Here is a 20,231-nt window from a genome sequence, read left to right as displayed (position 1 = left end):
GGGCCGCCCGGAATGTCGTCATTCGTTTTCGAGCATGTGCCGCACCAGCGGGATGGTGATGGCACGCTGCGTGCGCAGTGCGTAGCTGTCCAGCGTCTTGAGCAGTTCGACGAGGCTGCCCAGGTCGCGGCTGAAGCGGTGCAGCATGTAGTCGACCACCTCCGGCGGCAGCTTGAGGCCGCGCGCCGAGGCCAGCTCGTGCAGCACGGCGCGCCGCTCGGCCTCGCCCAGCAGCTGCAGCTGGAACACATGGCCCCAGGCCAGCCGCGTGCGCAGGTCCTCGCGCAGCCGGAGGTCGGCCGGCGGCAACTCGCCCGCCGCCACCACGCCGCACTGCAGCGACTGGGCCTGCACGAACCAGCTGAAGGCGGCCTGCTGCTGCACGTTGTCGTACAGGTGCACGTCGTCCATCAGCACGGCGTCCCACTGCTCCTCGAAGGGCGGCGGATCGTAGAGGCCCGGATGCATCCAGCCCAGCCGCGCGCCCTGGTCGTACAGGGCCGAGGCCACCGACTCCAGCAGGTGCGTCTTGCCGGTGCCCGATTCGCCCCACAGGTAGATCGGCACCGGCGAGTGCAGCGTGCCGCGGCCGGTGCCCACCCAGCCGCGCAGATGGGCCACCGCCTCTTCGTTCGGCCCGACGTGGAAGCTCGCCAGCGTCGGCGCTGTCTGCAGGCCGATGTCGAGCGCGAGCTGCTTCATGCGAGGGAATGGGAAGGCGGCGGGAGGATGCGGGAATGCGGCGGGGCGGGCCGGAGCCGGCCCTTAAAATCACCCGAAATTCTATGCGGCCCGCCTCCGCGCCTGTCGAAGACGCCCGGGCCGCCTTCTTTTCGTCCCTCTCCCTCGCGTTCCGCCACCATGACTTCGCCCTCCTCCACCCCCCTCAGTTACAAGGACGCCGGCGTCGACATCGATGCGGGGGATGCGCTGGTCGACCGCATCAAGCCGCTGGCGAAGAAGACGATGCGCGAGGGTGTGCTGGCCGGCATCGGCGGTTTCGGCGCGCTGTTCGAGGTGCCCAAGCGCTACAAGGAGCCGGTGCTGGTCTCCGGCACCGACGGCGTGGGCACCAAGCTCAAGCTGGCCTTCGAATGGCAGATGCACGACACGGTGGGCATCGACTTGGTGGCCATGAGCGTCAACGACGTGCTGGTGCAGGGCGCCGAGCCGCTGTTCTTCCTGGACTACTTCGCCTGCGGCAAGCTGGACGTGGACACCGCCGCCCGTGTGGTCGGCGGCATCGCCAAGGGGTGTGAGCTGTCGGGCTGCGCGCTGATCGGCGGCGAGACGGCCGAGATGCCCGGCATGTACCCGGCCGGCGAGTACGACCTGGCGGGCTTCGCCGTCGGCGCCGTGGAGAAGTCGAAGATCCTCACCGGCCAGAACGTAAAGCCCGGCGACGTGGTCCTGGGCCTGGCCTCGCACGGCGTGCATTCCAACGGCTTCTCGCTGGTGCGCAAGGTGATCGAGCGCGCCGGCGCCGACCTGCCCGCCACGCTGGACGGCCAGCCCTTCCGCGAGGCCGTGATGGCGCCCACGCGCCTGTACGTCAAGCCGGTGCTGGCCGCCCTGGCCGCGCATCCGCACGGCGGCGAGGCCGGCGACGGCGGCATCAAGGCCCTGGCCCACATCACCGGCGGCGGCCTGCTGGAGAACATTCCGCGCGTGCTGCCCGAAGGCACCGCCGCGCACCTGCAGAAGGGCAGCTGGCCCCAGACCGAGCTGTTCGCCTGGCTGCAGAAGGTGGCGGGCATCGACGACATCGAGATGAACCGCACCTTCAACAACGGCATCGGCATGGTGGTGGTCGTGGCCGCAGCCGACGCCGAGGCCTGCGCCACCACGCTGCGCGCGCAGGGCGAGACGGTGCACCGCATTGGCACCATCGCCGGGCGCGGCGAGGGCGCCGCCGTCGTGGTCGCCTGACCCCCATCCGCGCCGCACCCGGGGGATGACGCCGCCTTCCGCCACCCACGACCGGCGCCGCCCGGTCGTCATCGCCAGCTACCTGCTCATGGGTGTGGGCCTGCTGGGCCTGCTGATGAGCCATCTGCTCGTGGGCCTGCTGTGCGCCTGCGTGGGCTTCCTCGCCATCCGCTGGTTCGTGCGCGCCACCGTGGGGCTGGCCCAGCGGCGCCTGCCCGCCCGGCTGCAGCCGCGGGCCGAGTCGCTCATCAAGGCCGTGGGCATCCTGCTGGTGGTGCTGGGCCCGCTGGCGCTGGTGGCGCTGGGCGTGTCGCAGGCCCGCGAATACGTGGTCGAGGCGCCTCAGCAGTACCGCGGCCTGATCGACTTCGTCGCCCGCACCGTGCTCGAGCTGCGGCAGAAGCTGCCGCCCGAACTCGCGGCCTCGCTGCCGGCGGCGGCGGACGACATCCAGCGCATGGTCGCCAACTACCTGCGCAACGAGGCCGGCACCCTGGCGCTGGCCGGCCGCGCCTGGCTCAATGCCGTGCTGCACGGCTACGTGGGCCTGATCGTCGGCGGTCTGGCCGCCGTGGCGCAGCCGCCCGGCTACCGCCGGCCGCTGGCGTCCGAGCTGCACCAGCGCATCACCACCTTCGGCCAGGCCTTCCGGCAGATCGTGGCGGCGCAGTTCTGGATCGCGGCCTTCAACACGGCGCTCACGGCCGTCTTCCTGCTGCTGGTGCTGCCGCTGTGGGACGCGCGGCTGCCCTACACGCCGGCGCTCATCACCTTCACCTTCGTGGCCGGGCTGGTGCCCATCGTCGGCAACCTGGTGTGCAACGTGGTGCTGACGCTGGTGGGCCTGTCGGTGTCGCCGGTCACGGCGGCGGCCTGCCTGGTGTTCCTGATCCTGATCCACAAGGCCGAGTACGTCATCAACGCCAAGGTGGTGGGCCGGCGCACGCACATGGCGGTGTGGGAACTGCTGTCGGTGATGTTCGTGGCCGAGACGCTGTTCGGCCCCGCGGGGCTGGTGGCGGCGCCGCTGTTCTATGCCTACCTCAAGAAGGAGCTGGAGGCGGCGCAGCTGGTGTGAGCGGCCGGCCGGACGTGATGTCCGAAAACGATCGGTCGCCGGCCGGCGGCGTGCGGACGGCCACAGCCGTGCCGCGAAGAATGCAGCTTTCCCCAACGGCCCTGCCACGGAGCTGCACCTTGACCGCCTGTCTGATCGTGATCGATGCCCAGGAATCCTTCCGCCATCGCCCCTACTACCGCGCCGACGACGTGCCCGCCTGGCTGGCGGCGCAGAACGCACTGATCGCCGGCTGTCGCGAGGCCGGCGTGCCCATCGTGCGCATCTACCACGTGGATGGCCCGCAGGAGGCCGGCAACCCCTTCGCCCAGGAAAGCGGCCACATCCGCCCCTTCACGGGTCTGGCCGACTTCGCGGCCGATGCCACCTTCGTCAAGCACCGCCACAGCGCGCTGGTCGGCACCGGGCTGGACGTCTGGCTGACGCAGCAGGGCATCCGGCGGCTGATCGTCACCGGCATCCGCACCGAGCAATGCTGCGAGACCACCACGCGCCATGCCAGCGACCTGGGCTGGCAGGTGGACTACGCGCTGGACGCCACCCTCACCTTCGACATGGTGCAGCCGGACGGCCAGCCGCTGACCGCGTCGCAGATCCGCGCCCGCACGGCCACCGTGCTGGACGGCCGCTTCGCCCGCGTGCGCAGCGCCGCGCAGGTGCTGGCTGCGCTGCCGGTGGGCGCAGGCGGCGTGAGAATCGCGGACCCGCTCCGCCTTCGTCCCTCATGAGCACGCCCTCGCCCAGCCCCTTCGCCAGCCTGCCGCCCGGTCCCTGCTATGCGGTGATCTTCTCGTCCCGCCGGAGCAGCGAGGACGATGCCGGCTATGCGGCCGCCGCCGACCGCATGGTCGAGCTGGCGGCGGCGCAGCCCGGCTTCCTGGGCGTGGAAAGCGCCCGTGGCGCCGACGGCTTCGGCATCACCGTGTCCTACTGGGCCAGCGAGGCGGCGATCGCCGCCTGGCGCCGCCATGCCGAGCACACGGCGGCCCGCGAGCAGGGCCGCGCCCGGTGGTACGAGGCCTTCGAGCTGCGCGTCGCCCGGGTGGAGCGCGCCTACGGCAGCACGCCGCGGTGAGCCCCGGCAACAGCGGCACACCGCCCACCGCCATCCGCGTGGTCTTCGCGCTGCTGCCGGACAGCCTGGCGCTGGACTGGGCGGGCCCGGCCGAGGCGCTGCGCATCGCCGACCGGCTGCTGGAGGCGGCAGGCCGGCCCTGGCGCTTCGACATCGAATTCGTCGCCGCCGCGCCGCAACTGCGCAGCTCGGTCGGCGTCCAACTGGCCGGGCTCTCGCCGCTGCCGACGGACTGGGACCATCGCCCCACCTGGCTGGTGCTGGTGGGCCTGCCCGGCCGGCGCATCGACGTCGGCACGCCCGCAGCGCGCGATCTGCTGCACTGGCTGCGCGGCCAGCGCCTGGCGCCCGGCCGTGTGGAGCTGCTGACCATCTGCGGCGGCGCCCTGCTCGCCGCCCATGCCGGGCTGCTGGCCGGCCGCCGCGCCACCACGCACCACCATCACCTGGACGAGCTGAAGGCCGCCGAGCCGGCCTGCGAGGTCGTGACCAACCGCGTCTTCGTGCTCGACGCCCCGGTCTACAGCAGCGCGGGCGTCACCACCGGCATCGACCTGGTGCTGCACCGACTGGGCGCGCTGTGCGGCGAGGCCCTGGCGGCGCAGGTGGCCCAGACGCTGGTGATGCCGCTGCGCCGCGGGCCGCACGACCCGGAGCTGTCGCCCTTCCTGGCCCACCGCCACCACCTGCATGCCGCCGTGCACCGGGTGCAGGACGCGGTGAGCGAGGCGCCGCAGTCGGACTGGACGGTGCCGCGCATGGCCGAACTGGCCCACACCTCGCCGCGCCACCTGACCCGCCTGTTCGTGCAGCATGCCGGCACCGCGCCGCTGGCCTACCTGCGGCGGCTGCGGCTGGAGACGGCCCGCCAGGCGATCCGCGCCGGCGCCAGCGTGACGCAGGCGGCGCAGGACGCGGGCTTCGGCACCGACACCCAGCTGCGCCGGGCCTGGCATCAGTTCGGCTTGCCGGGGAGCCCCGCGCGGCCGGACTGAGCGTCGGCGGCCAGCGCCGGGCCCTGCTGGGCCATCGTGCCGACGGCACCGTCCGGTGAGGCGGTTCCGTCCGCGCGTTCCGCCATGCCCCCTGCCGCCGGCTCCGCCACCGCCAGCCAGTCCACGGCATGCTGCTGCAGCACGTCGATCTGCACCCACACCAGCAGCAGTTCGGTGCGCATCAGGCGCAGCCGGGCCTCCGTCTCGTCGGCCTCGCGGGCGTCGGCATCGCCGGCCCAGGCGGCGAGTTGCCGGCGCGCCGGTGCGTCGGCGCCCTGGCCGGGCGTGCCGGCCTCCACCGCGGCGGCCAGCTGCTCCAGTGCCGTGGCCGCCTGCGCCGCCGCGTCGCGCAGCAGCGCCACGCGGGTGCCATCGGGCAACGCGGCGCGGTGTGCGCCCAGCGCCGACAGGTAACTCAGCAGCGTGTGCGACTGGATCACGAAGCGCACCGCCACGCCCGCGCGGCGGCGGGCGAAGCCGGGCTCGCGGAACATCTCGGTCACGGCGGTGGCCAGCGCCGCATCGCTGTTGTGGGCATTGCGGCGCGCCAGCCGGTAGGCCAGGTCGTCGCGGGCACCGCTGTCGTACTGGCTGGCGATCTGACGCAGGTAGGCGGCATGGTGGCGCATGGCCTGCGCGGCGATCTCGTGCAGGCGGCGCGCCTGCCAGTGCGGCAGCACCAGCAGCACGGCCAGGCCGGCGATCAGGCTGCCAATGGCGGTGTCGATCAGCCGCGGCTGGATCAGCCGCGCGCTGTCGGTGATCTGGTTGAAGCACATCAGCACCAGCAGCGTCATGGCCGCCGTGGCCAGCAGGTAGCGCGTGCTGCGGTTGGCGAAGAACACCACGCCCGCCACCACCGCGAACACCGACTGCAGCAGCGGCTGCGGAAAGAGCTCGATGAGCGCCCAGCCCGCCACCACACCCAGCGCGGTACCGGCCACCCGCTGGCCCATGCGGGCGATGGTCTCGCCGTAGCCGGGCTGGCAGACGAAGATCGTCGTCAGCATGATCCAGTAGCCCTCGGGCAGCTGCACCGCATGCATCACGCCATAGCCCGCAGCCAGCGCCACCGACAGGCGCACCGCATGCCGGAACAGCGGCGAGCGCACGGTGAGCTGGCGCCGCACGCGGGCCAGCGCGTCGCGCCAGTCGCGCGCCGAGCGGTCGAACAGGCTCATGTCGGTGCGGCCCAGCCGCGCGGAGGGATGCGCCGTGTGGCTGGCGCCGGCCAGCTGGCCGTCGAGCAGCGCGAGGTTGCGCGCCAGGGCCTCGATGGCGGGCAGCCGCGCCCGCCCCGCCGCGTCCGCGGTGGCCCGTGCGTGGGCGATGGCGCTGCGCAGCTCGGCCAGGGCCTGCACGCTCTGGCCGTCCATGACGAAGGGCTCGCGCCGCTCGACCGAATGGGCCAGCCGGGTGCAGGCCTCGCCCTGCAGCCACAGCACGCGGCGGCAGCGGTAGAGCAGGTCGCTGTGGAAGAAGGCGTCGGCCAGGGCGTTGTAGTCCTCGTGGGAGGAACTGGCGCGCTCGTGCACGTCCTGCGCGATCAGGTAGAGGCCGCGGTAGCGCGCCAGCCGGCCGGTGGGCGCCCGCGGGCCGAGGCGGGAGAAGATCGCCTCCTTGGCCTCGTTGAGCGCCGCCACCACGCGCGCATTGAGGCCGGCCAGCGCCAGCCGCTTGCGCTCCACGTCGACGCCGCGCAACGGCTCGAACAGCGAGGCCTTGTAGCGCACGTATTCGCCAAGTTCGCGAAAGAGCCGCACCAGCCGCGCCTGCACCGGCTGCGAGGGAAAGACGGCGCACCACAGCACCGAGATCAGGCCGTACCAGGCCGCGCCGGCCACCAGCAGCACCGGCTCGTGCCAGTGGCGCCCCGGGCCGTGTGCGGCCACCGCATGTTCGGCGCTGATGGTGGCATACATGGCCAGGATCAGCGTGCCATAGGCGATGGCCTTGTAGCGCGCGCCGATGGCGCCCAGCAGCGTCAGGCCGAAGGCGACCAGGCAGAACACCGCGATGAACACCCACGACAGGCCGAACAGCGCCTGCACCACTGCGCCCACCGCGCTGAAGCAGCCAAGTGTCACCAGCAGCGCCCGCAGCCGGCCGCGCCAGCTGTCGTCGGTTTCGGCGAGTGCGCTGGCGATGGTGCCGAGGAAGAGCGGGATCACGGCCTCCTGGTGACCGGCCAGGCGCGCGCCCGCCATCAGGCTGGCGAGCGCCAGCAGCACCCGCAGCGGCTGGGCATGGTGGAACAGCAGGCGCCACTGCTGACGCAGGGCATCGATCGGGAGCAGGGAATCCATGGCGACGAACTACAGGGCCGTGGCCGCCCGACACGCAGGATGCATGCCGTGGGCCGGCGCGGTGGATGGGCAGGGGATGCGGCGTGGGCGGCCGGCCCCCTCAGCGGCTGACGAACAGCACGCTCACGCGCAACCCGCCCGTGGGCGCTGCGGCGGACAGCCGCAGTTCGGCCCCCAGGAGCTTGGCGTAGCGCGCGACGATGGACAGGCCCAGGCCCGAGCCCTCGCCCAGCTTGCGGCCGTCGGTGCCCTGGGCCCAGCGGTGCATCAGCGCCTGCTGCTGCGCCTCGGCAATGCCGGGCCCGTCGTCCGCGACCGAGAGCACCGGCACCGGGCCAGCGGCCGTGTCTTCCTTCGCCAGTTCGATGGTCACCGTCTTGCCGCCATAGCGCAGCGCGTTGTCGATCAGGTTGTCGAGGATGCCCTCCACCAACGCCACACTGCCCGGGACGGTGAAGCCGCCGGCCTCCTGCGCCTCGTCCAGGCCGCGGGCGCCGAGGTCGACGCCACGGGCGTCGGCCCGGGTGAGGTGGCGCAGCACGGCCTCGTGCGCCAGCTGGTCCAGCACCACCGGCTCGCGCTGGAGCACGGCGTCCGATTCGGCCGCCAGCGCCAGCGCCAGCAACTGGTCGACCAGGTGGCTGGCCCGCGCCTCGCTGTCGGCGATGCGTTGCAGCTGCTCGCGGGCCACCGCCGGGTCGGTGTGGCCCAGGCCGTAGTGCGCCAGCGCGCGGATGCCGGCCAGCGGCGTGCGCAGCTCGTGCGCCACGTTGCCGGCGAATTCGCGCTGGGCGCGCACGCTGCCGTCCAGCCGCACGAACAGGTCGTTGAGCGCATCGCCGAGCTGCGCGACCTCGCGCGTGTCGCCGCGCACCGCCACGGGCGACAGATCGCTGGCGTCGCGCCGGCCCAGGTCCTGCTGCAGGGCGCCCAGCGGTGCCAGTTCGCGCGCGATGCCGCGCCACAGCCACCAGGCCAGCATGGCCAGCAGCAGCATCTGCGGCAGCGTGGCATACAGGCCCAGCCGACGCAGCAGCGCGGTGCGCGAGCCGGTGGTCTGGGCCACCACCACGATGAAGTCGCCGCCGTTGCCGGCCGGATGGCGCAGCACCACGGCCCGCAGCGGCTTGCCGGCGAAGCGCACGTCCGCCAGGTGCCAGACGGTGCCGTCGGCCAGGAAGGGCGTGGGCAGCGAGGCGTCGCCGGAGAGCAGGCTGCCGTCCGGGCGGCGGACCGCGAAATAGACCGTCTCGTGCTGGTCGAAGAGCAGCGTGGTCATTTCGTGCGCGGTGAGCTGCAGCTGCGCATCCGAACGGCCCATGGGCTGGATGTTGGCGGCGATCGCATAGGCGTCGTCCACCAGGGCGCGGTCGAAGGCCTGGCGCACGAAATAGTTGGAGATGACGATCACCACCAGCGTGCCGGCCAGCCACGTGAGGGCCAGCGGCAGCATCACCTGCCGCAGGACCCGGGCGCGCAGCGAAGGCCGGGCGCGTGCGGCGGCCGGACGCGCGGCGCCGGCGAGGCGCGACCCGGCGGCCGCCGGCGCCGTCTGCGCGTTCAAGCCTCGCCTTCCAGCAGGTAGCCGATGCCGCGCAGGGTGCGGATGCCGGCGCCGCTGCCCAGCAGCTTCTTGCGCAGGCGGGAGATGAAGGCTTCGAGCGCGTTGTCGCCCAGGGCATCGTCGAAGCTGGAGAGCTTGTTGGACAGCACCCGCTTGCTCACCGCATGGCCGGGCGGGCTCATCAGCTCCCACAGCACCTCGAATTCGCGCGCCGGCAGGTCGAGCGGCGCGGCGCCGATGAAGAAGCGGCGCGCCCGCCGGTCCAGCCGGAGCTGGCCGACCGTGGCCACGTCGTCGGTGCCCTGGGCACGGCGCACCAGGGCGCGCAGGCGGGCGTCGACTTCGGGCAGCTCGAAGGGCTTGCCCAGGTAGTCGTCGGCGCCGGCATCCAGGCCGGCGATGCGCTCGTCGGTGCGGTTGCGGGCCGTGAGCACGAGCACCGGCGTGCGGTCGCCGCGGCTGCGCGCCTGGCGCAGCACGGTCAGCCCGCTGCCCAGCGGGCTGCCCGGCCCCGGGCCGGCGGGCAGGTTCAGGTCCAGCAGCACCGCATCGAAGGGCTGCACGCGCCACAGGTAATCGGCCTCCTCCATGCTTGCCGCCACATCGACCCGATGTCCGGCATCGGTCAGGCTGCGCAACATCACGTCGCGCAGCGTCGCATCGTCTTCCACCAACAGGATTCGCATGGGGGCGAAGGCTACCCCAGCCGAAGGGAAGCTGACCAGGGGAGAGTCAGCCATTGGTCAGCTTGGCGCAGGATGGCGCACGGCCGGCCGGCGATCCAAACAGCGGCATCTCTCTATCTGCTGTTTCTCCCAGAACGGGGTCCGCGATCGAACGACGCCCAACGCCACCGCACGATTCAGAAGGCCGCGGAGCAGGCCACGCCAGTGCACCCGCGGAACCGGCTTTGCCGGGCCGCGGGGTGCGCCCCCCTCCAAGCCGAAGGCGCCAGAGAGGGGGGGGAGCCGCGAAGCGGCATGGGGGGTTCAGGAGATCTGTCGCCGCAGCGCCGCCGCACGTTCAGCGATGGCATCGACGTCCAGCGCGTCCTCGGCATGGGCGAGGTAGGTCTCCAGGTCCTGCACCGCCTGGGCGGTGTGGCCCTGCTCGGCATGGGCCAGGCCGCGGTCGCGGTATTCGGCCCAGGCCTCGGGCAGCAGCACCAGCAGCCGGTCTTCCACGGCGATGAGGCGGGCCCAGTCCTCCTGCGCGCTGTGGATCTCCTTCAGGTTGCGAAGCATGCGCGCGACGATCTCGCGCGGCGGCGCCGGTTGCAGGTACAGGCCCAGCGGCACGTCGTATTCGCCCACCAGTCCGTTGCTGCGCTTGTAGGGCTCCAGCCGTTCGGCCAGCTCCTCGCGCGACAGCGAGCGGCCCGTGAAGGGGTCGATCACCACCTGCCCCTTGGGCAGCGACACCTTCAGCATGAAATGGCCGGGGAAGCTGATGCCCCGCGCATGCAGGTTCAAACCCTGCGCCAGCTCGATCCAGAGCACGGCCAGCGAAATGGGAATGCCGCGGCGCGTGCGCAGCACCACGTGCAGGAAGCTGTTGTCGGGGTCGTAGTAGTCGTTGACGTTGCCGCCGAAGTTCAGGTCGTGGAAGAAGAACTGGTTGAGCGCCCGCAGCCGGGCGAGCGGGGCGGCGTCGGCGGGCAGGCGGCGCTTGATGCGGGCCAGCAGCTGGTCCAGGTCGCCCAGCACCTGCTGGACGTCGAGCTCGGGATATTCGTCCTGGGCGAGGGACGCGGCGGCCTCCAGCAGCGGGAAATGCTCGTCGCTCTGCACCAGGGCGGCGAAATAGGCCAGCGGCGTGGGCGTGTCGTAGCTCAGGGTCATGGGCCTTTGTAGCGGGGCCGCGCCGACAGCGTCAAGGCGGCCCGGGGAAGCCCCACCGCCGCCCCGGGCGATGCGACGGGCCGTGTTCAGCGCCGCATGAAGCTGCGCAGGCGCACGCCGCAGGCCGCGAGCACGCCGAAGTACAGCAGCGCCGCGCCCACGACGAAGCCGGCCAGCAGCCCGATGCGCAGCAGCCGCTGGCCGCGCAGGCCCACCCAGTCGAAGCCGTGCGCGCCCCAGAACAGCAGCGCGGTCATCACGGCCGTGCCCGCGAGCACCTGCAGCAGGAAGCGGCCCCAGCCCGGCGCCAGCTGGTAGGCATCGGCGCGCCGCAGCCCGACCCACAGCGCCAGGGCATTGAGCAGCTGGCCCACCCCGATGGCCAGCGTCAGGCCGGCATGCTGCAGCCACGGCACGAAGGCCAGGTTGAGCAGTTGGGTCACCGCCAGGGCCGCCAGGCTGATGCGCATGGGCGTGCGCATGTCGTGGCGGGCATAGAAGCCCGCCGCCAGCACCTTGATCGAGACGATGCCCACCAGCCCGACGCCATAGCCGGCCAGGGCGTCGGCCGTGCGCAGCACGCTGGCGTCGTCGAAGGCGCCGTTGTGGAACAGCACCGCCACCAGCGGCACGGGGAACACCAGCAGCGCCGCCGCGCAGGGCAGCGCCAGCAGCACGATCAGCCGCAGGCCCCAGTCCAGCATGGCGGAATAGCGGTCCGCGTCCTTCGCCGCGCGCGCCGCGGCAAGCTGGGGCATCAGCACCACGCCCAGGGCGACGCCGAGCATGGCGCTCGGGAATTCCATCAGCCGGTCGGCATTGGTGATCCAGGTGACGCTGCCGGCCGTCAGGTGGGAGGCGATCTGCGTGTTGATGAGCAGCGACAGCTGCGCCCCGCTGACGCCGATCATGGCTGGCAGCATCAGGCCGAGGATCTTGCGCGTGCCCGGGTCGGCCCAGGCCGCGCGCAGCGCCGCGAGGCGCACGCCCAGCCGCGGCATCAGGCCCAGCCGGCGCAGGGCCGGCACCTGGATCGCCAGCTGCAGCAGCCCGCCCACCATCACGCCGACGCACTGCGCATAGATCGGCTCGATGCCCCAGCGCCGGAACAGCGGCGCGCCCAGCACGATCGAGCCGATGAGCGCCACGTTGAGCAGCACCGGCGACGCCGCCGGCACGGCGAAGCGCTTCCAGGTGTTGAGGATGCCGCCCGCGAAGGCCACCAGCGACATGAAGCCGATGTAGGGGAACATCCAGCGCGTCATGACCACTGCGGCATCGAAGCTGCCCGAGCGCTCCAGCCCGCTGGCCATGGCCCAGACCATCAGCGGCGCGCCCACCACGCCCGCCACGCACAGCAGCACCAGCGCCCACAGCAGCAGGGTGCCCACGTGGTCGATCAGCTGCCGGGCGCTGTCCTCGCCCCCCTCGGTGCGGGTCGCCGACAGCACCGGCACGAAGGCCTGGCTGAAAGCGCCCTCCCCCAGCACCCGGCGGAAGAGATTGGGAATGCGGAAGGCGACGTAGAAAGCGTCGGTCAGTGCGCTGACGCCGAACACCGAACTCATCAGCACATCGCGCACGAGCCCGGTGACGCGCGAGGCCAGGGTCAGCAGGGAGACGGTGGAAGCGGATTTGAAGAGCGACACGGCGGCGCAGTGTAGGCGGGGCGTACCGGCGGGCCGGTTGGGCCGACTGCCACCCGCTTTGGGACCGACGGAGCACTGCCCAGCTCAACGCAGGCACCGCATCACACCGGCATCGGCATCGGCATCGGCATCGGCACCACCATCGCTTCCAGCGAGCCGCAGCACCGGATGGCGTGACAGCAGCAGTCGTGAACCGGTGCCGCCCGTGCATCCGCGGAACCGGCTTTGCCGGGCCGCCGGGTGCGCCCCTTGAGGGGGATTCGGCTACACGAAGTGAGCAAGAAACGGGGTGGTATACTTTCCGGTTCGCCGCAACATCCCCAGACACTCAAGGAACACAGATATGGCATCCGCCAAGCCCAAGAAGAAGAACCCGCGCCTCGCGTCGGGCCGCAAGCGCGTCCGCCAGGACACCAAGCTCAACGCCGCCAACAGCTCGCTGCGCTCCAAGTACCGCACGGCCATCAAGAACGTCGCCAAGGCCGTGGCCGCCGGTGACAAGGACAAGGCCGCCGAGCTGTTCGCCAAGGCCCAGAGCGTCGTCGACACCATCGCCGACAAGGGCATCTTCCACAAGAACAAGGCCGCGCGCGACAAGAGCCGCTTGGCCGCCAAGGTCAAGGCCCTGGCCACTGCCGCTCCGGCGGCCGCCGCCTGACGGAATTCAGGTCAGCCCGGACTGCCCACAGGCGGTCCGCCGTTTGATCGGGTGCGCTGCAGCGAATAAAGAAAAACCGCCTTCGGGCGGTTTTTTCGTTGGCGGATCCGGCCGCATGGGAACCGGAAAAGCAGGGCGACGCGTTCAGCCCTTGGCGGGTTTTTCGTCCGGCACCAGACAGGCCTCGGCCACCTGCAGGTCGTTGTCCTTGGCGAAATTCATGACGAAGTCCCAGGCCATGGGCTCGGCCGCCTGCAGGTCGCGGTGGACCACCACGCACTTCACGCCGTTGATCACCGTCGGCACGCACCAGGGCGAGTAGCTCAGGTGCCCCCCGAGCCAGGCGCCGCCGGGGCGGAACTGGCTCATCACGCCGGCCAGCCGCTCGGCCCAGTCACTGGGCCGGAAGGTGCGGCCCTGGCTCGTGACGCCCTGGATGAAGACTTCTTTGGCAGAGGGGGAAACCATTGTTCTCGTGTTCGGCGCAGGCGTGTTGCGCCGCACAAGGGATTCTACCCAGCGTGTCCCGCGGGCGACCGCGCAAGGCCATGGCCGCCGCTGCGAATCCCGCACGCATGGCAGTGATGCGCAATCCTCAACGAAGCCGTCATGGCCCCCACCTAGAATTTCTTCACTTTCCAGGAGAACCCATGAGCGCCACCGCCGCCCCCACCTCGCCCCACGTCATGAACACCTATGGCCGGCTGCCGATCGCGCTGTCGCACGGCCAGGGCTGCCGCGTGTGGGACACGAACGGCAAGGCCTACCTGGACGGCCTGGGCGGCATCGCCGTCAACACGCTGGGCCACAACCATCCCGAGCTCGTGCCTGCGCTGCAGGACCAGCTCACCAAGATCATCCACAGCTCCAACTACTACCACGTGCCCGGCCAGGAGATCCTGGCGAAGAAGCTGACCGAGCTGTCGGGCATGACCAACGCCTTCTTCTGCTGCACCGGGCTGGAGGCCAACGAAGCCGCCATCAAGCTGGCGCGCAAGTTCGGCCACGACAAGGGCATCGAGAAGCCGCAGATCGTGGTGTACGAGAAGGCCTTCCACGGCCGCAGCATCGCGACGCTGTCGGCCACCGGCAACCCCAAGATCCAGGCCGGCTTCGGCCCGCTGGTCGAGGGCTTCATCCGCGTGCCGCTCAACGACATCGAGGCCCTGAAGGCGGCGACCCAGGGCAACCCGAACGTGGTGGCCGTGTTCTTCGAGACCATCCAGGGCGAAGGCGGCATCAACCCGATGCGCTGGGACTACCTCAAGCAGGTGCGGGCGCTGTGCGACGCGAACGACTGGCTGATGATGATCGACGAGGTGCAGTGCGGCATGGGCCGCACCGGCAAGTGGTTCGCGCACCAGTGGGCCGGCATCGTGCCGGACGTGATGCCGCTGGCCAAGGGCCTGGGCTCGGGCGTGCCGATCGGCGCCGTCGTGGCCGGCCCCAAGGCCGCGAACATCTTCCAGCCCGGCAACCACGGCACCACCTTCGGCGGCAATCCGCTGGCCATGCGCGCCGGCATCGAGACCATCCGCATCATGGAAGCGCAGAACCTGCTGGCCCATGTGGAACAGGTCGGCGCGCATCTCAAGTCGGCGTTGCAGGCCGCCTTCGAGGGAGTGGCCGGCGTGACGGACATCCGCGGCCAGGGCCTGATGCTGGGCATCGAACTCGACCGGCCGGCCGGCGCGCTGCTGGAGCGCGGCTGCGACGCCGGGCTGCTGTTCTCGGTGACGGCCGACCGGGTGATCCGCCTGGTGCCGCCGCTCATCCTGACCACGGCCGAGGCCGACGAGATCGTCGCCATCCTCGCGCCGCTCGTGAAGGCCTTCCTGGCCGAGCCGGCACAATAAGCCCATGAGCTTTCCTGCGATCCGCCACTACCTCCAGTTCAGCGACTTCACGGCCGACGAGTACGCGTACCTGTTCCGACGCGCGGCGCTCATCAAGAAGAAGTTCAAGACCTACGAGAAGCACCACACGCTGGCGGATCGCACCCTGGCCATGATCTTCGAGAAGGCCAGCACCCGCACCCGTGTGAGCTTCGAGGCCGGCATGTACCAGCTGGGCGGCAGCGTGGTGCACCTGACCACGGGCGACAGCCAGCTGGGCCGCGCCGAGCCCATCGAGGACAGCGCCAAGGTCATCAGCCGCATGACCGACCTGGTCATGATCCGCACCTACGAGCAGGAGAAGATCGAACGCTTTGCGGCCAACTCGCGCGTGCCGGTCATCAACGGCCTGACCAACGAATTCCATCCCTGCCAGATCCTGGCCGACCTGTTCACCTACCTCGAGCACCGCGGCCTGGCGGCCGACGGCACGCCCGACCCGCAGGCCCTGCGCGGCAGGACGGTGGCCTGGGTGGGCGACGGCAACAACATGGCCAACACCTGGCTGCAGGCGGCCGAGATCCTCGGCTTCGCGGTGCACGTGAGCACGCCCAGCGGCTACGAGGTGGACCAGGACGTCGCCGGCATCCGCTCCGGCGACAGCTACAAGGTCTTCAAGGACCCGATGGACGCCTGCCGCGACGCCCACCTGGTGACCACCGACGTGTGGACCAGCATGGGCTACGAGGCCGAGAACGAGCAGCGCCGCCAGGCCTTCGCCGACTGGTGCGTGGACGAGGCCATGATGGCCGTGGCCCAGCCCGATGCGCTGTTCATGCACTGCCTGCCCGCCCACCGCGGCGAGGAAGTGACGGGCGAGGTCATCGACGGGCCGCAGTCGGTCGTGTGGGACGAGGCCGAGAACCGCATGCACGTGCAGAAGGCGCTGATGGAGTACCTGCTGCTCGGCCGCATCGGCTGAAGCGTTCCCTTCGTCCTTTCCACAGCGCCGTGAGCCCCTGCCAGCAATGCGGCGCCTGCTGCGCGAGCTACCGCGTCGACTTCAGCGTCCACGAACTGGACGACATGGGCGGCCGCGTGCCGGCCGGCCTGGCGGTGCCGGTGACGGACGCCATCTGCCGCATGCGCGGCACCGACCATGTGCCGATGCGCTGCGCGGCGCTGACCGGCCAGATCGGCCGTTCCGTGGCCTGCGGCATCTACGAATGGCGGCCGAATCCCTGCCACGAGCTGGAAGCCGGCAGTCCCGGCTGCGAGAGGGCCCGCGCACGGCACGGGCTGCCGGCGCTCGAAGGCTGAACCCACAGCGCCGGCAAGCACCCACACCACCAGCAGGTGGACGCGTTGCGGCGCCCCGGGCCGAGCGCATCGGCGCTTGTCGCGCCGCGTTGGGAATAACCGACACCACACACCCGCAAGCGGCGCTATGGTCCGGCCCATGCCTGCCACCTCCGCCCGCCTCTGGGACATCTCGCCCCCCGTCTACGTCGGTGCGCCCGTCTTTCCGGGCGACACGCCCTATGCCCAGCAATGGGCCACCACGCTCGGACCCGGCTGCCCTGTCAACGTGAGCCAGATCACGATGTCGCCGCACGTCGGGGCGCATGCCGATGCGCCGCTGCACTACGCCGCCGACGGCGCCACCATCGGCGACGTCGACCTGGACGCCTTCCTTGGCCCCTGCCGCGTGATCCATGCCATCGGCGCGGCGCCGCTCGTCGAATGGCAGCACATCGCCCATGCCATCGACGACCGCCTGCCCCCGCGCGTGCTGGTGCGCACCTACGAGCGCGCGCCCGTGGACCGCTGGGACCCGGCCCTGCCCGCCTACGCGCCCGAGACCGTCGAGCGCCTCGCGGCCCTGGGCGTGCGCCTCATCGGCATCGACACCGCCAGCATCGACCCCGCCGACAGCAAGGCCCTGCCCAGCCACCAGACCATCCGCCGGCACGACATGCGCGTGCTGGAGAACCTGGTGCTCGACGACGTGCCGGAGGGTGACTACGAGCTGATCGCGCTGCCGCTCAAACTGGTGGAGGCGGATGCGTCGCCGGTGCGGGCCGTGCTGCGGACGCTGCGCTGACGGGTCCGCGTGCGATCCGGGCGCGCCGCCCTGTGCGCGCCTTCAGCGGCACCGTCAGGCCGGCACCATCGCGTACGCCACGATCTCGATCTTCATGCCCGGCACCACCAGCGCCGCAACCGCCGCGCTGGAGCGGTTGGGGTACGGCGCCTCGAAGAACTCCCGGTACACGGCGTCGATGGCCGGCATGTCCGCCACGTCGGTCATGTAGATCAGCACCTGCGTCACGTCCGCCATGGTGCCGCCGGCGGCCTGCACGGCGCGCCGCAGGTTGTCGAAGGTCAGGCGCGCCTGCGCGTGGATGGCGCCCGTGTCGATGGTGCCGTCGGTGCGCACCGGCCCGTGCGCCGTGAAGAGCATGGCGCCGGAGGCCTTCACGGCCCACGAAAACGGTTGCTTGAGCGCCGGCAGGCCCACATCGATCACTTGCTTCATCAGGACTCCAGATGTTCCATATGTAAAACGTCGTTTATTTTATGGGCGCCGTTGGAAATAAGCGACACAACACGTTTTTTGGCGGTGATAACTTCCCGGCTTCGCTCCGCAGCGCCCTGTCCTACGCCGCTCGAACTCCGAGCGCGGCAGCCCGCCCGGCCCGCAGCTTGCATCGTCCGCGCCGCCATTCGCCCACGGACCGCACCACCGAAAGCCCGCCATGTTCGAACACATCCCCGCCTACCCTGGTGACCCGATCCTCTCGCTGATGGAGGACTTCCAGCGCGACACGCGGCCCAACAAGGTGTCGCTGAGCATCGGCATCTATTTCGACGACGACGGCCGCCTGCCGGTGATGAAGGCCGTGCGCACCGCCGAGACCGCACTGCTGCAGGAGATCGGCCCGCGCTCCTACCTGCCCATGGAAGGCATGGCCGACTACCGCGCCGCAGTGCAGAAGCTGGCCTTCGGCCCCACGCACGAGGCCGTGACCAGCGGCCGCATCGCCACCATCCAGACCATCGGCGGCTCCGGCGGCCTGAAGGTCGGCGGCGACTTCCTCAAGCGCTACTTCTCCGACTCGCAGGTCTGGGTCAGCGACCCGACCTGGGAGAACCACCGCGCCATGTTCGAAGGCGCCGGCTTCCCGGTGAACCTGTACCCGTACTACGACGCCGCCACCGGCGGCCTGCGCTTCGAGGAGATGCTGGCCACCTTCAAGACGCTGCCGGCCCGCAGCATCGTGCTGATGCACGCCAGCTGCCACAACCCGACCGGCGTGGATCTGTCGCAGGACCAGTGGAAGCAGCTGATCCCGGTGATCGCCGAGCGCGGCCTGATTCCCTACGTCGACATGGCCTACCAGGGCTTCGGCGACGGACTGGTGGAAGACGCCTTCGCGCCGCGCGCGCTGGCCGATGCGGGCGTGCGCTTCTTCCTCGCCAACTCCTTCTCGAAGAGCTTCTCGCTGTATGGCGAGCGCTGCGGCGGCCTGTCGGTGGTGTGCGGCTCGGCCGAGGAAGCCGGTCGCGTGCTGGGCCAGCTCAAGAGCGCGGTGCGCGCCAACTATTCCAGCCCGCCGACGCACGGCCCGCGCATCGTCACGCGCGTGCTGAGCACGCCCGAGCTGTACGCGCAATGGGACGCCGAACTCGCCGAGATGCGCGGCCGCATCAAGGCCATGCGCGAAGCGCTGCACGCCTCGCTGGCCGAGCGCCTGCCCGGGCGGGACTTCGGCTACTTCCTGACCCAGCGCGGCATGTTCAGCTACACCGGCCTCACGCCCGAGCAGGTGGACCGGCTGCGCGAAGAGCATGCGGTATACCTGGTCCGCTCGGGCCGCATGTGCATCGCCGGCCTGTCGACCAGGAACGTCGCCTACGTGGCCCAGGCCATGGCCGCCGTGCTGGACTGACCCTCACCCCTCCCAGGAGCCCTGCGATGAATCCCTCGACATCCGCCGGCCAGGCGGAGGGCGGAGCACTGCCCGAACAGATCGTCCACGAAGAGAAAGCCCAGCTCGACTTCAGCCAGTCGATGAGCTATGGCGACTACCTGCACCTGGACGAGATCCTCGGCGCCCAGCATCCGCTGTCGCCCACGCACGACGAACTGCTGTTCATCGTGCAGCACCAGACCAGCGAGCTGTGGATGAAGCTCATGCTGCACGAGCTGACGGCCGCCACCGCCGCCATTGCCAACCCGGCGGAAGACACCCGGCCGCAGGCCTTCAAGATGCTGGCCCGGGTCACGCGCATCATGGAACAGCTGGTGGGCGCCTGGACCGTGCTGTCGACCATGACGCCGACCGAGTACACGGCCATGCGGCCCTACCTGGCCAATTCCAGCGGCTTCCAGAGCGCGCAGTACCGCTGCATCGAATTCGCCCTGGGCAACAAGAACGCCGCCATGCTCAAGCCGCATGCCCACCGGCCCCACCTGCTCGCGATGGTGGAGGCGGCCTGGCGCAGCCCGTCGCTCTACGACGAGGCGCTGCGACTGATGGCGCGCGAAGGCCTGCCCATTCCGGCCGACCGGCTGGCGCGCGACTGGACGCAGCCCTATGCCGCCAGCGAAGGCGTCAAGCAGGCCTGGCTCACGGTGTACCGCGACCCCAAGGCGCACTGGGACCTGTATCAGCTGGGCGAGAAGCTCACCGACATCGAGGACGCCTTCCGCCTCTGGCGCTTCCGGCACGTGACCACGGTGGAGCGCGTGATCGGCTTCAAGCGCGGCACGGGCGGCACCGGCGGCGTGAGCTATCTGCGCAAGATGCTGGACGTGGTGCTGTTCCCGGAGCTCTGGACGCTGCGAACGGAGCTGTGAGCGTCCGGGCCGGCGCTCAGCCGGCGTAGAGCCAGGGCTGGTCCATCAAGGCCGGGCCGGCGAAGCGCATCGCCAGGTCGCGGCCCCACCGCACGGGGCCGCCGAGGTGAAAGATGCGGCCGTTGCGCCGCGCCCGGGCCTGCACCTGCGCATTGCGCGCCCAGCGCGCCTGGGCATAGCGCGCCAAGGCATGGGGCACCTCGGCCGGCGTGCGGCCGTCGAGCTGCGCCACTAGGGCCACGGCATCCTCGATCGCCATGCCGGCGCCTTGCGCCAGGTAGGGCAGCATGGGATGCGCCGCATCGCCCAGCAGCGCCACGCGGCCGTCCACCATCTCCTGCGGACCGGTCAGCGGCGGCCGGTCGCACAGCGTCCAGGCCCGCCAGGCAGGCACGGCGTCGAGCAGCGACCGCAGCGGCTGGCCGACATGGCCGGTG

General features: G+C 71.0%; 21 protein-coding genes. 12 read left to right on the top strand and 9 right to left on the bottom strand.

The window, feature by feature from the left end:
• Positions 1-18: 18 nt before the first annotated feature.
• Entirely contained in the window at positions 19-702 is a 684-nt protein-coding gene (gene hda / locus NS331_RS00390) for a DnaA regulatory inactivator Hda (protein ID WP_058640046.1), read from the bottom strand.
• 159 nt (positions 703-861) lie between these two features.
• On the opposite strand from hda, the gene purM reads away from it, so the two are divergent.
• The 5 genes from purM (at position 862) to NS331_RS00365 (ending at position 5,077) form a co-directional block, all read left to right on the top strand.
• Positions 862-1,929: a phosphoribosylformylglycinamidine cyclo-ligase gene (gene purM, locus NS331_RS00385; protein ID WP_058640045.1), complete on the top strand. Its 1,068-nt coding sequence runs from the start codon at positions 862-864 to the stop codon at positions 1,927-1,929.
• A gap of 25 nt (positions 1,930-1,954) precedes the next feature.
• A complete protein-coding gene (locus NS331_RS00380; RefSeq protein WP_058640044.1) occupies positions 1,955-3,007 on the top strand; it encodes an AI-2E family transporter in 1,053 nt (350 codons plus the stop codon).
• A 119-nt stretch (positions 3,008-3,126) separates the two neighbouring features.
• On the top strand, positions 3,127-3,735 hold the full coding sequence (locus tag NS331_RS00375) for an isochorismatase family protein (RefSeq protein ID WP_153012687.1): 609 nt from the start codon (positions 3,127-3,129) through the stop codon (positions 3,733-3,735).
• Positions 3,732-4,082, top strand: a complete 351-nt coding sequence (locus tag NS331_RS00370; protein ID WP_058640042.1) for an antibiotic biosynthesis monooxygenase family protein — start codon at positions 3,732-3,734, stop codon at positions 4,080-4,082. The genes NS331_RS00375 and NS331_RS00370 overlap by 4 nt, the downstream gene beginning before the upstream one ends.
• A complete protein-coding gene (locus tag NS331_RS00365; RefSeq protein WP_058640041.1) occupies positions 4,079-5,077 on the top strand; it encodes a GlxA family transcriptional regulator in 999 nt (332 codons plus the stop codon). The genes NS331_RS00370 and NS331_RS00365 overlap by 4 nt, the downstream gene beginning before the upstream one ends.
• Here NS331_RS00365 and yccS read toward each other — a convergent pair.
• From yccS to murJ, 5 genes are all read right to left on the bottom strand, one after another.
• A complete protein-coding gene (gene yccS / locus NS331_RS00360) occupies positions 5,038-7,383 on the bottom strand; it encodes a YccS family putative transporter (RefSeq protein ID WP_082702137.1) in 2,346 nt (781 codons plus the stop codon). The genes NS331_RS00365 and yccS overlap by 40 nt on opposite strands.
• Positions 7,384-7,483: 100 nt before the next feature.
• Positions 7,484-8,947, bottom strand: a complete 1,464-nt coding sequence (locus tag NS331_RS00355) for a sensor histidine kinase (protein ID WP_058640040.1) — start codon at positions 8,945-8,947, stop codon at positions 7,484-7,486.
• Positions 8,944-9,633, bottom strand: a complete 690-nt coding sequence (locus NS331_RS00350) for a response regulator transcription factor (RefSeq protein ID WP_058640039.1) — start codon at positions 9,631-9,633, stop codon at positions 8,944-8,946. The genes NS331_RS00355 and NS331_RS00350 overlap by 4 nt, the downstream gene beginning before the upstream one ends.
• A 303-nt stretch (positions 9,634-9,936) precedes the next feature.
• The gene (locus tag NS331_RS00345) at positions 9,937-10,788 is read right to left on the bottom strand and encodes a SirB1 family protein (protein WP_058640038.1); all 852 of its coding nucleotides are present in this window, start codon (positions 10,786-10,788) and stop codon (positions 9,937-9,939) included.
• Positions 10,789-10,874: 86 nt separating this feature from the next.
• On the bottom strand, positions 10,875-12,437 hold the full coding sequence (gene murJ / locus NS331_RS00340) for a murein biosynthesis integral membrane protein MurJ (protein WP_058640037.1): 1,563 nt from the start codon (positions 12,435-12,437) through the stop codon (positions 10,875-10,877).
• 343 nt (positions 12,438-12,780) lie between these two features.
• Here murJ and rpsT point away from each other — a divergent pair, with 343 nt between their 5' ends.
• On the top strand, positions 12,781-13,095 hold the full coding sequence (rpsT, locus tag NS331_RS00335; RefSeq protein WP_058640036.1) for a 30S ribosomal protein S20: 315 nt from the start codon (positions 12,781-12,783) through the stop codon (positions 13,093-13,095).
• A 144-nt stretch (positions 13,096-13,239) separates the two neighbouring features.
• Here rpsT and NS331_RS00330 read toward each other — a convergent pair whose 3' ends face one another.
• A complete protein-coding gene (locus NS331_RS00330) occupies positions 13,240-13,563 on the bottom strand; it encodes a DUF3579 domain-containing protein (protein ID WP_058640035.1) in 324 nt (107 codons plus the stop codon).
• Positions 13,564-13,745: 182 nt separating this feature from the next.
• Here NS331_RS00330 and NS331_RS00325 point away from each other — a divergent pair, with 182 nt between their 5' ends.
• From NS331_RS00325 to kynB, 4 genes are all read left to right on the top strand, one after another.
• On the top strand, positions 13,746-14,951 hold the full coding sequence (locus NS331_RS00325; RefSeq protein ID WP_058640034.1) for an aspartate aminotransferase family protein: 1,206 nt from the start codon (positions 13,746-13,748) through the stop codon (positions 14,949-14,951).
• 4 nt (positions 14,952-14,955) lie between these two features.
• Positions 14,956-15,912 (top strand): ornithine carbamoyltransferase, encoded by a 957-nt coding sequence (gene argF, locus NS331_RS00320; protein WP_058640033.1) that lies wholly within the window; start codon positions 14,956-14,958, stop codon positions 15,910-15,912.
• A 29-nt stretch (positions 15,913-15,941) separates the two neighbouring features.
• The gene (locus NS331_RS00315) at positions 15,942-16,250 is read left to right on the top strand and encodes a YkgJ family cysteine cluster protein (RefSeq protein WP_058640032.1); all 309 of its coding nucleotides are present in this window, start codon (positions 15,942-15,944) and stop codon (positions 16,248-16,250) included.
• A gap of 139 nt (positions 16,251-16,389) precedes the next feature.
• Positions 16,390-17,034, top strand: coding sequence for an arylformamidase (gene kynB, locus NS331_RS00310; protein ID WP_058640087.1), 645 nt, complete (start codon positions 16,390-16,392; stop codon positions 17,032-17,034).
• Between the two features lie 54 nt (positions 17,035-17,088).
• On the opposite strand, the gene NS331_RS00305 is transcribed toward kynB, so the two are convergent.
• The gene (locus tag NS331_RS00305; protein ID WP_058640031.1) at positions 17,089-17,469 is read right to left on the bottom strand and encodes a RidA family protein; all 381 of its coding nucleotides are present in this window, start codon (positions 17,467-17,469) and stop codon (positions 17,089-17,091) included.
• A gap of 220 nt (positions 17,470-17,689) precedes the next feature.
• On the opposite strand from NS331_RS00305, the gene NS331_RS00300 reads away from it, so the two are divergent.
• Positions 17,690-18,883 carry an amino acid aminotransferase gene (locus NS331_RS00300; RefSeq protein WP_058640030.1) on the top strand — a complete coding sequence of 398 codons (1,194 nt, stop codon included), beginning with the start codon at positions 17,690-17,692 and terminating at the stop codon, positions 18,881-18,883.
• Positions 18,884-18,909: 26 nt separating this feature from the next.
• Positions 18,910-19,794, top strand: a complete 885-nt coding sequence (gene kynA / locus NS331_RS00295) for a tryptophan 2,3-dioxygenase (RefSeq protein WP_058640029.1) — start codon at positions 18,910-18,912, stop codon at positions 19,792-19,794.
• Between the two features lie 16 nt (positions 19,795-19,810).
• Here the strand turns inward: kynA and NS331_RS00290 are convergent.
• Positions 19,811-20,231 (bottom strand): FAD-dependent monooxygenase (locus NS331_RS00290; RefSeq protein ID WP_193758017.1); only part of this gene is annotated, 421 nt, incomplete at its 5' end.

It is taken from the genome of Pseudacidovorax intermedius (genome assembly GCF_001476815.1).
Lineage (GTDB): Bacteria > Pseudomonadota > Gammaproteobacteria > Burkholderiales > Burkholderiaceae_C > Xenophilus > Xenophilus intermedius_A.
The sequence above is the reverse complement of the archived record's forward strand: the minus strand, read 5'-3'. Positions and strand labels throughout refer to the sequence as shown.

What these genes read in the sequence shown, in the direction of transcription:
- hda (WP_058640046.1), bottom strand. Translation starts at nt 702, where the DNA reads ATGAAGCAGCTCGCGCTCGACATCGGCCTGCAGACAGCGCCGACGCTG.
- purM (WP_058640045.1), top strand. Translation starts at nt 862, where the DNA reads ATGACTTCGCCCTCCTCCACCCCCCTCAGTTACAAGGACGCCGGCGTC.
- NS331_RS00380 (WP_058640044.1), top strand. Translation starts at nt 1,955, where the DNA reads ATGACGCCGCCTTCCGCCACCCACGACCGGCGCCGCCCGGTCGTCATC.
- NS331_RS00370 (WP_058640042.1), top strand. Translation starts at nt 3,732, where the DNA reads ATGAGCACGCCCTCGCCCAGCCCCTTCGCCAGCCTGCCGCCCGGTCCC.
- yccS (WP_082702137.1), bottom strand. Translation starts at nt 7,383, where the DNA reads ATGGATTCCCTGCTCCCGATCGATGCCCTGCGTCAGCAGTGGCGCCTG.
- NS331_RS00350 (WP_058640039.1), bottom strand. Translation starts at nt 9,633, where the DNA reads ATGCGAATCCTGTTGGTGGAAGACGATGCGACGCTGCGCGACGTGATG.
- NS331_RS00345 (WP_058640038.1), bottom strand. Translation starts at nt 10,788, where the DNA reads ATGACCCTGAGCTACGACACGCCCACGCCGCTGGCCTATTTCGCCGCC.
- rpsT (WP_058640036.1), top strand. Translation starts at nt 12,781, where the DNA reads ATGGCATCCGCCAAGCCCAAGAAGAAGAACCCGCGCCTCGCGTCGGGC.
- NS331_RS00330 (WP_058640035.1), bottom strand. Translation starts at nt 13,563, where the DNA reads ATGGTTTCCCCCTCTGCCAAAGAAGTCTTCATCCAGGGCGTCACGAGC.
- NS331_RS00325 (WP_058640034.1), top strand. Translation starts at nt 13,746, where the DNA reads ATGAGCGCCACCGCCGCCCCCACCTCGCCCCACGTCATGAACACCTAT.
- argF (WP_058640033.1), top strand. Translation starts at nt 14,956, where the DNA reads ATGAGCTTTCCTGCGATCCGCCACTACCTCCAGTTCAGCGACTTCACG.
- kynB (WP_058640087.1), top strand. Translation starts at nt 16,390, where the DNA reads ATGCCTGCCACCTCCGCCCGCCTCTGGGACATCTCGCCCCCCGTCTAC.
- NS331_RS00305 (WP_058640031.1), bottom strand. Translation starts at nt 17,469, where the DNA reads ATGAAGCAAGTGATCGATGTGGGCCTGCCGGCGCTCAAGCAACCGTTT.
- NS331_RS00300 (WP_058640030.1), top strand. Translation starts at nt 17,690, where the DNA reads ATGTTCGAACACATCCCCGCCTACCCTGGTGACCCGATCCTCTCGCTG.
- kynA (WP_058640029.1), top strand. Translation starts at nt 18,910, where the DNA reads ATGAATCCCTCGACATCCGCCGGCCAGGCGGAGGGCGGAGCACTGCCC.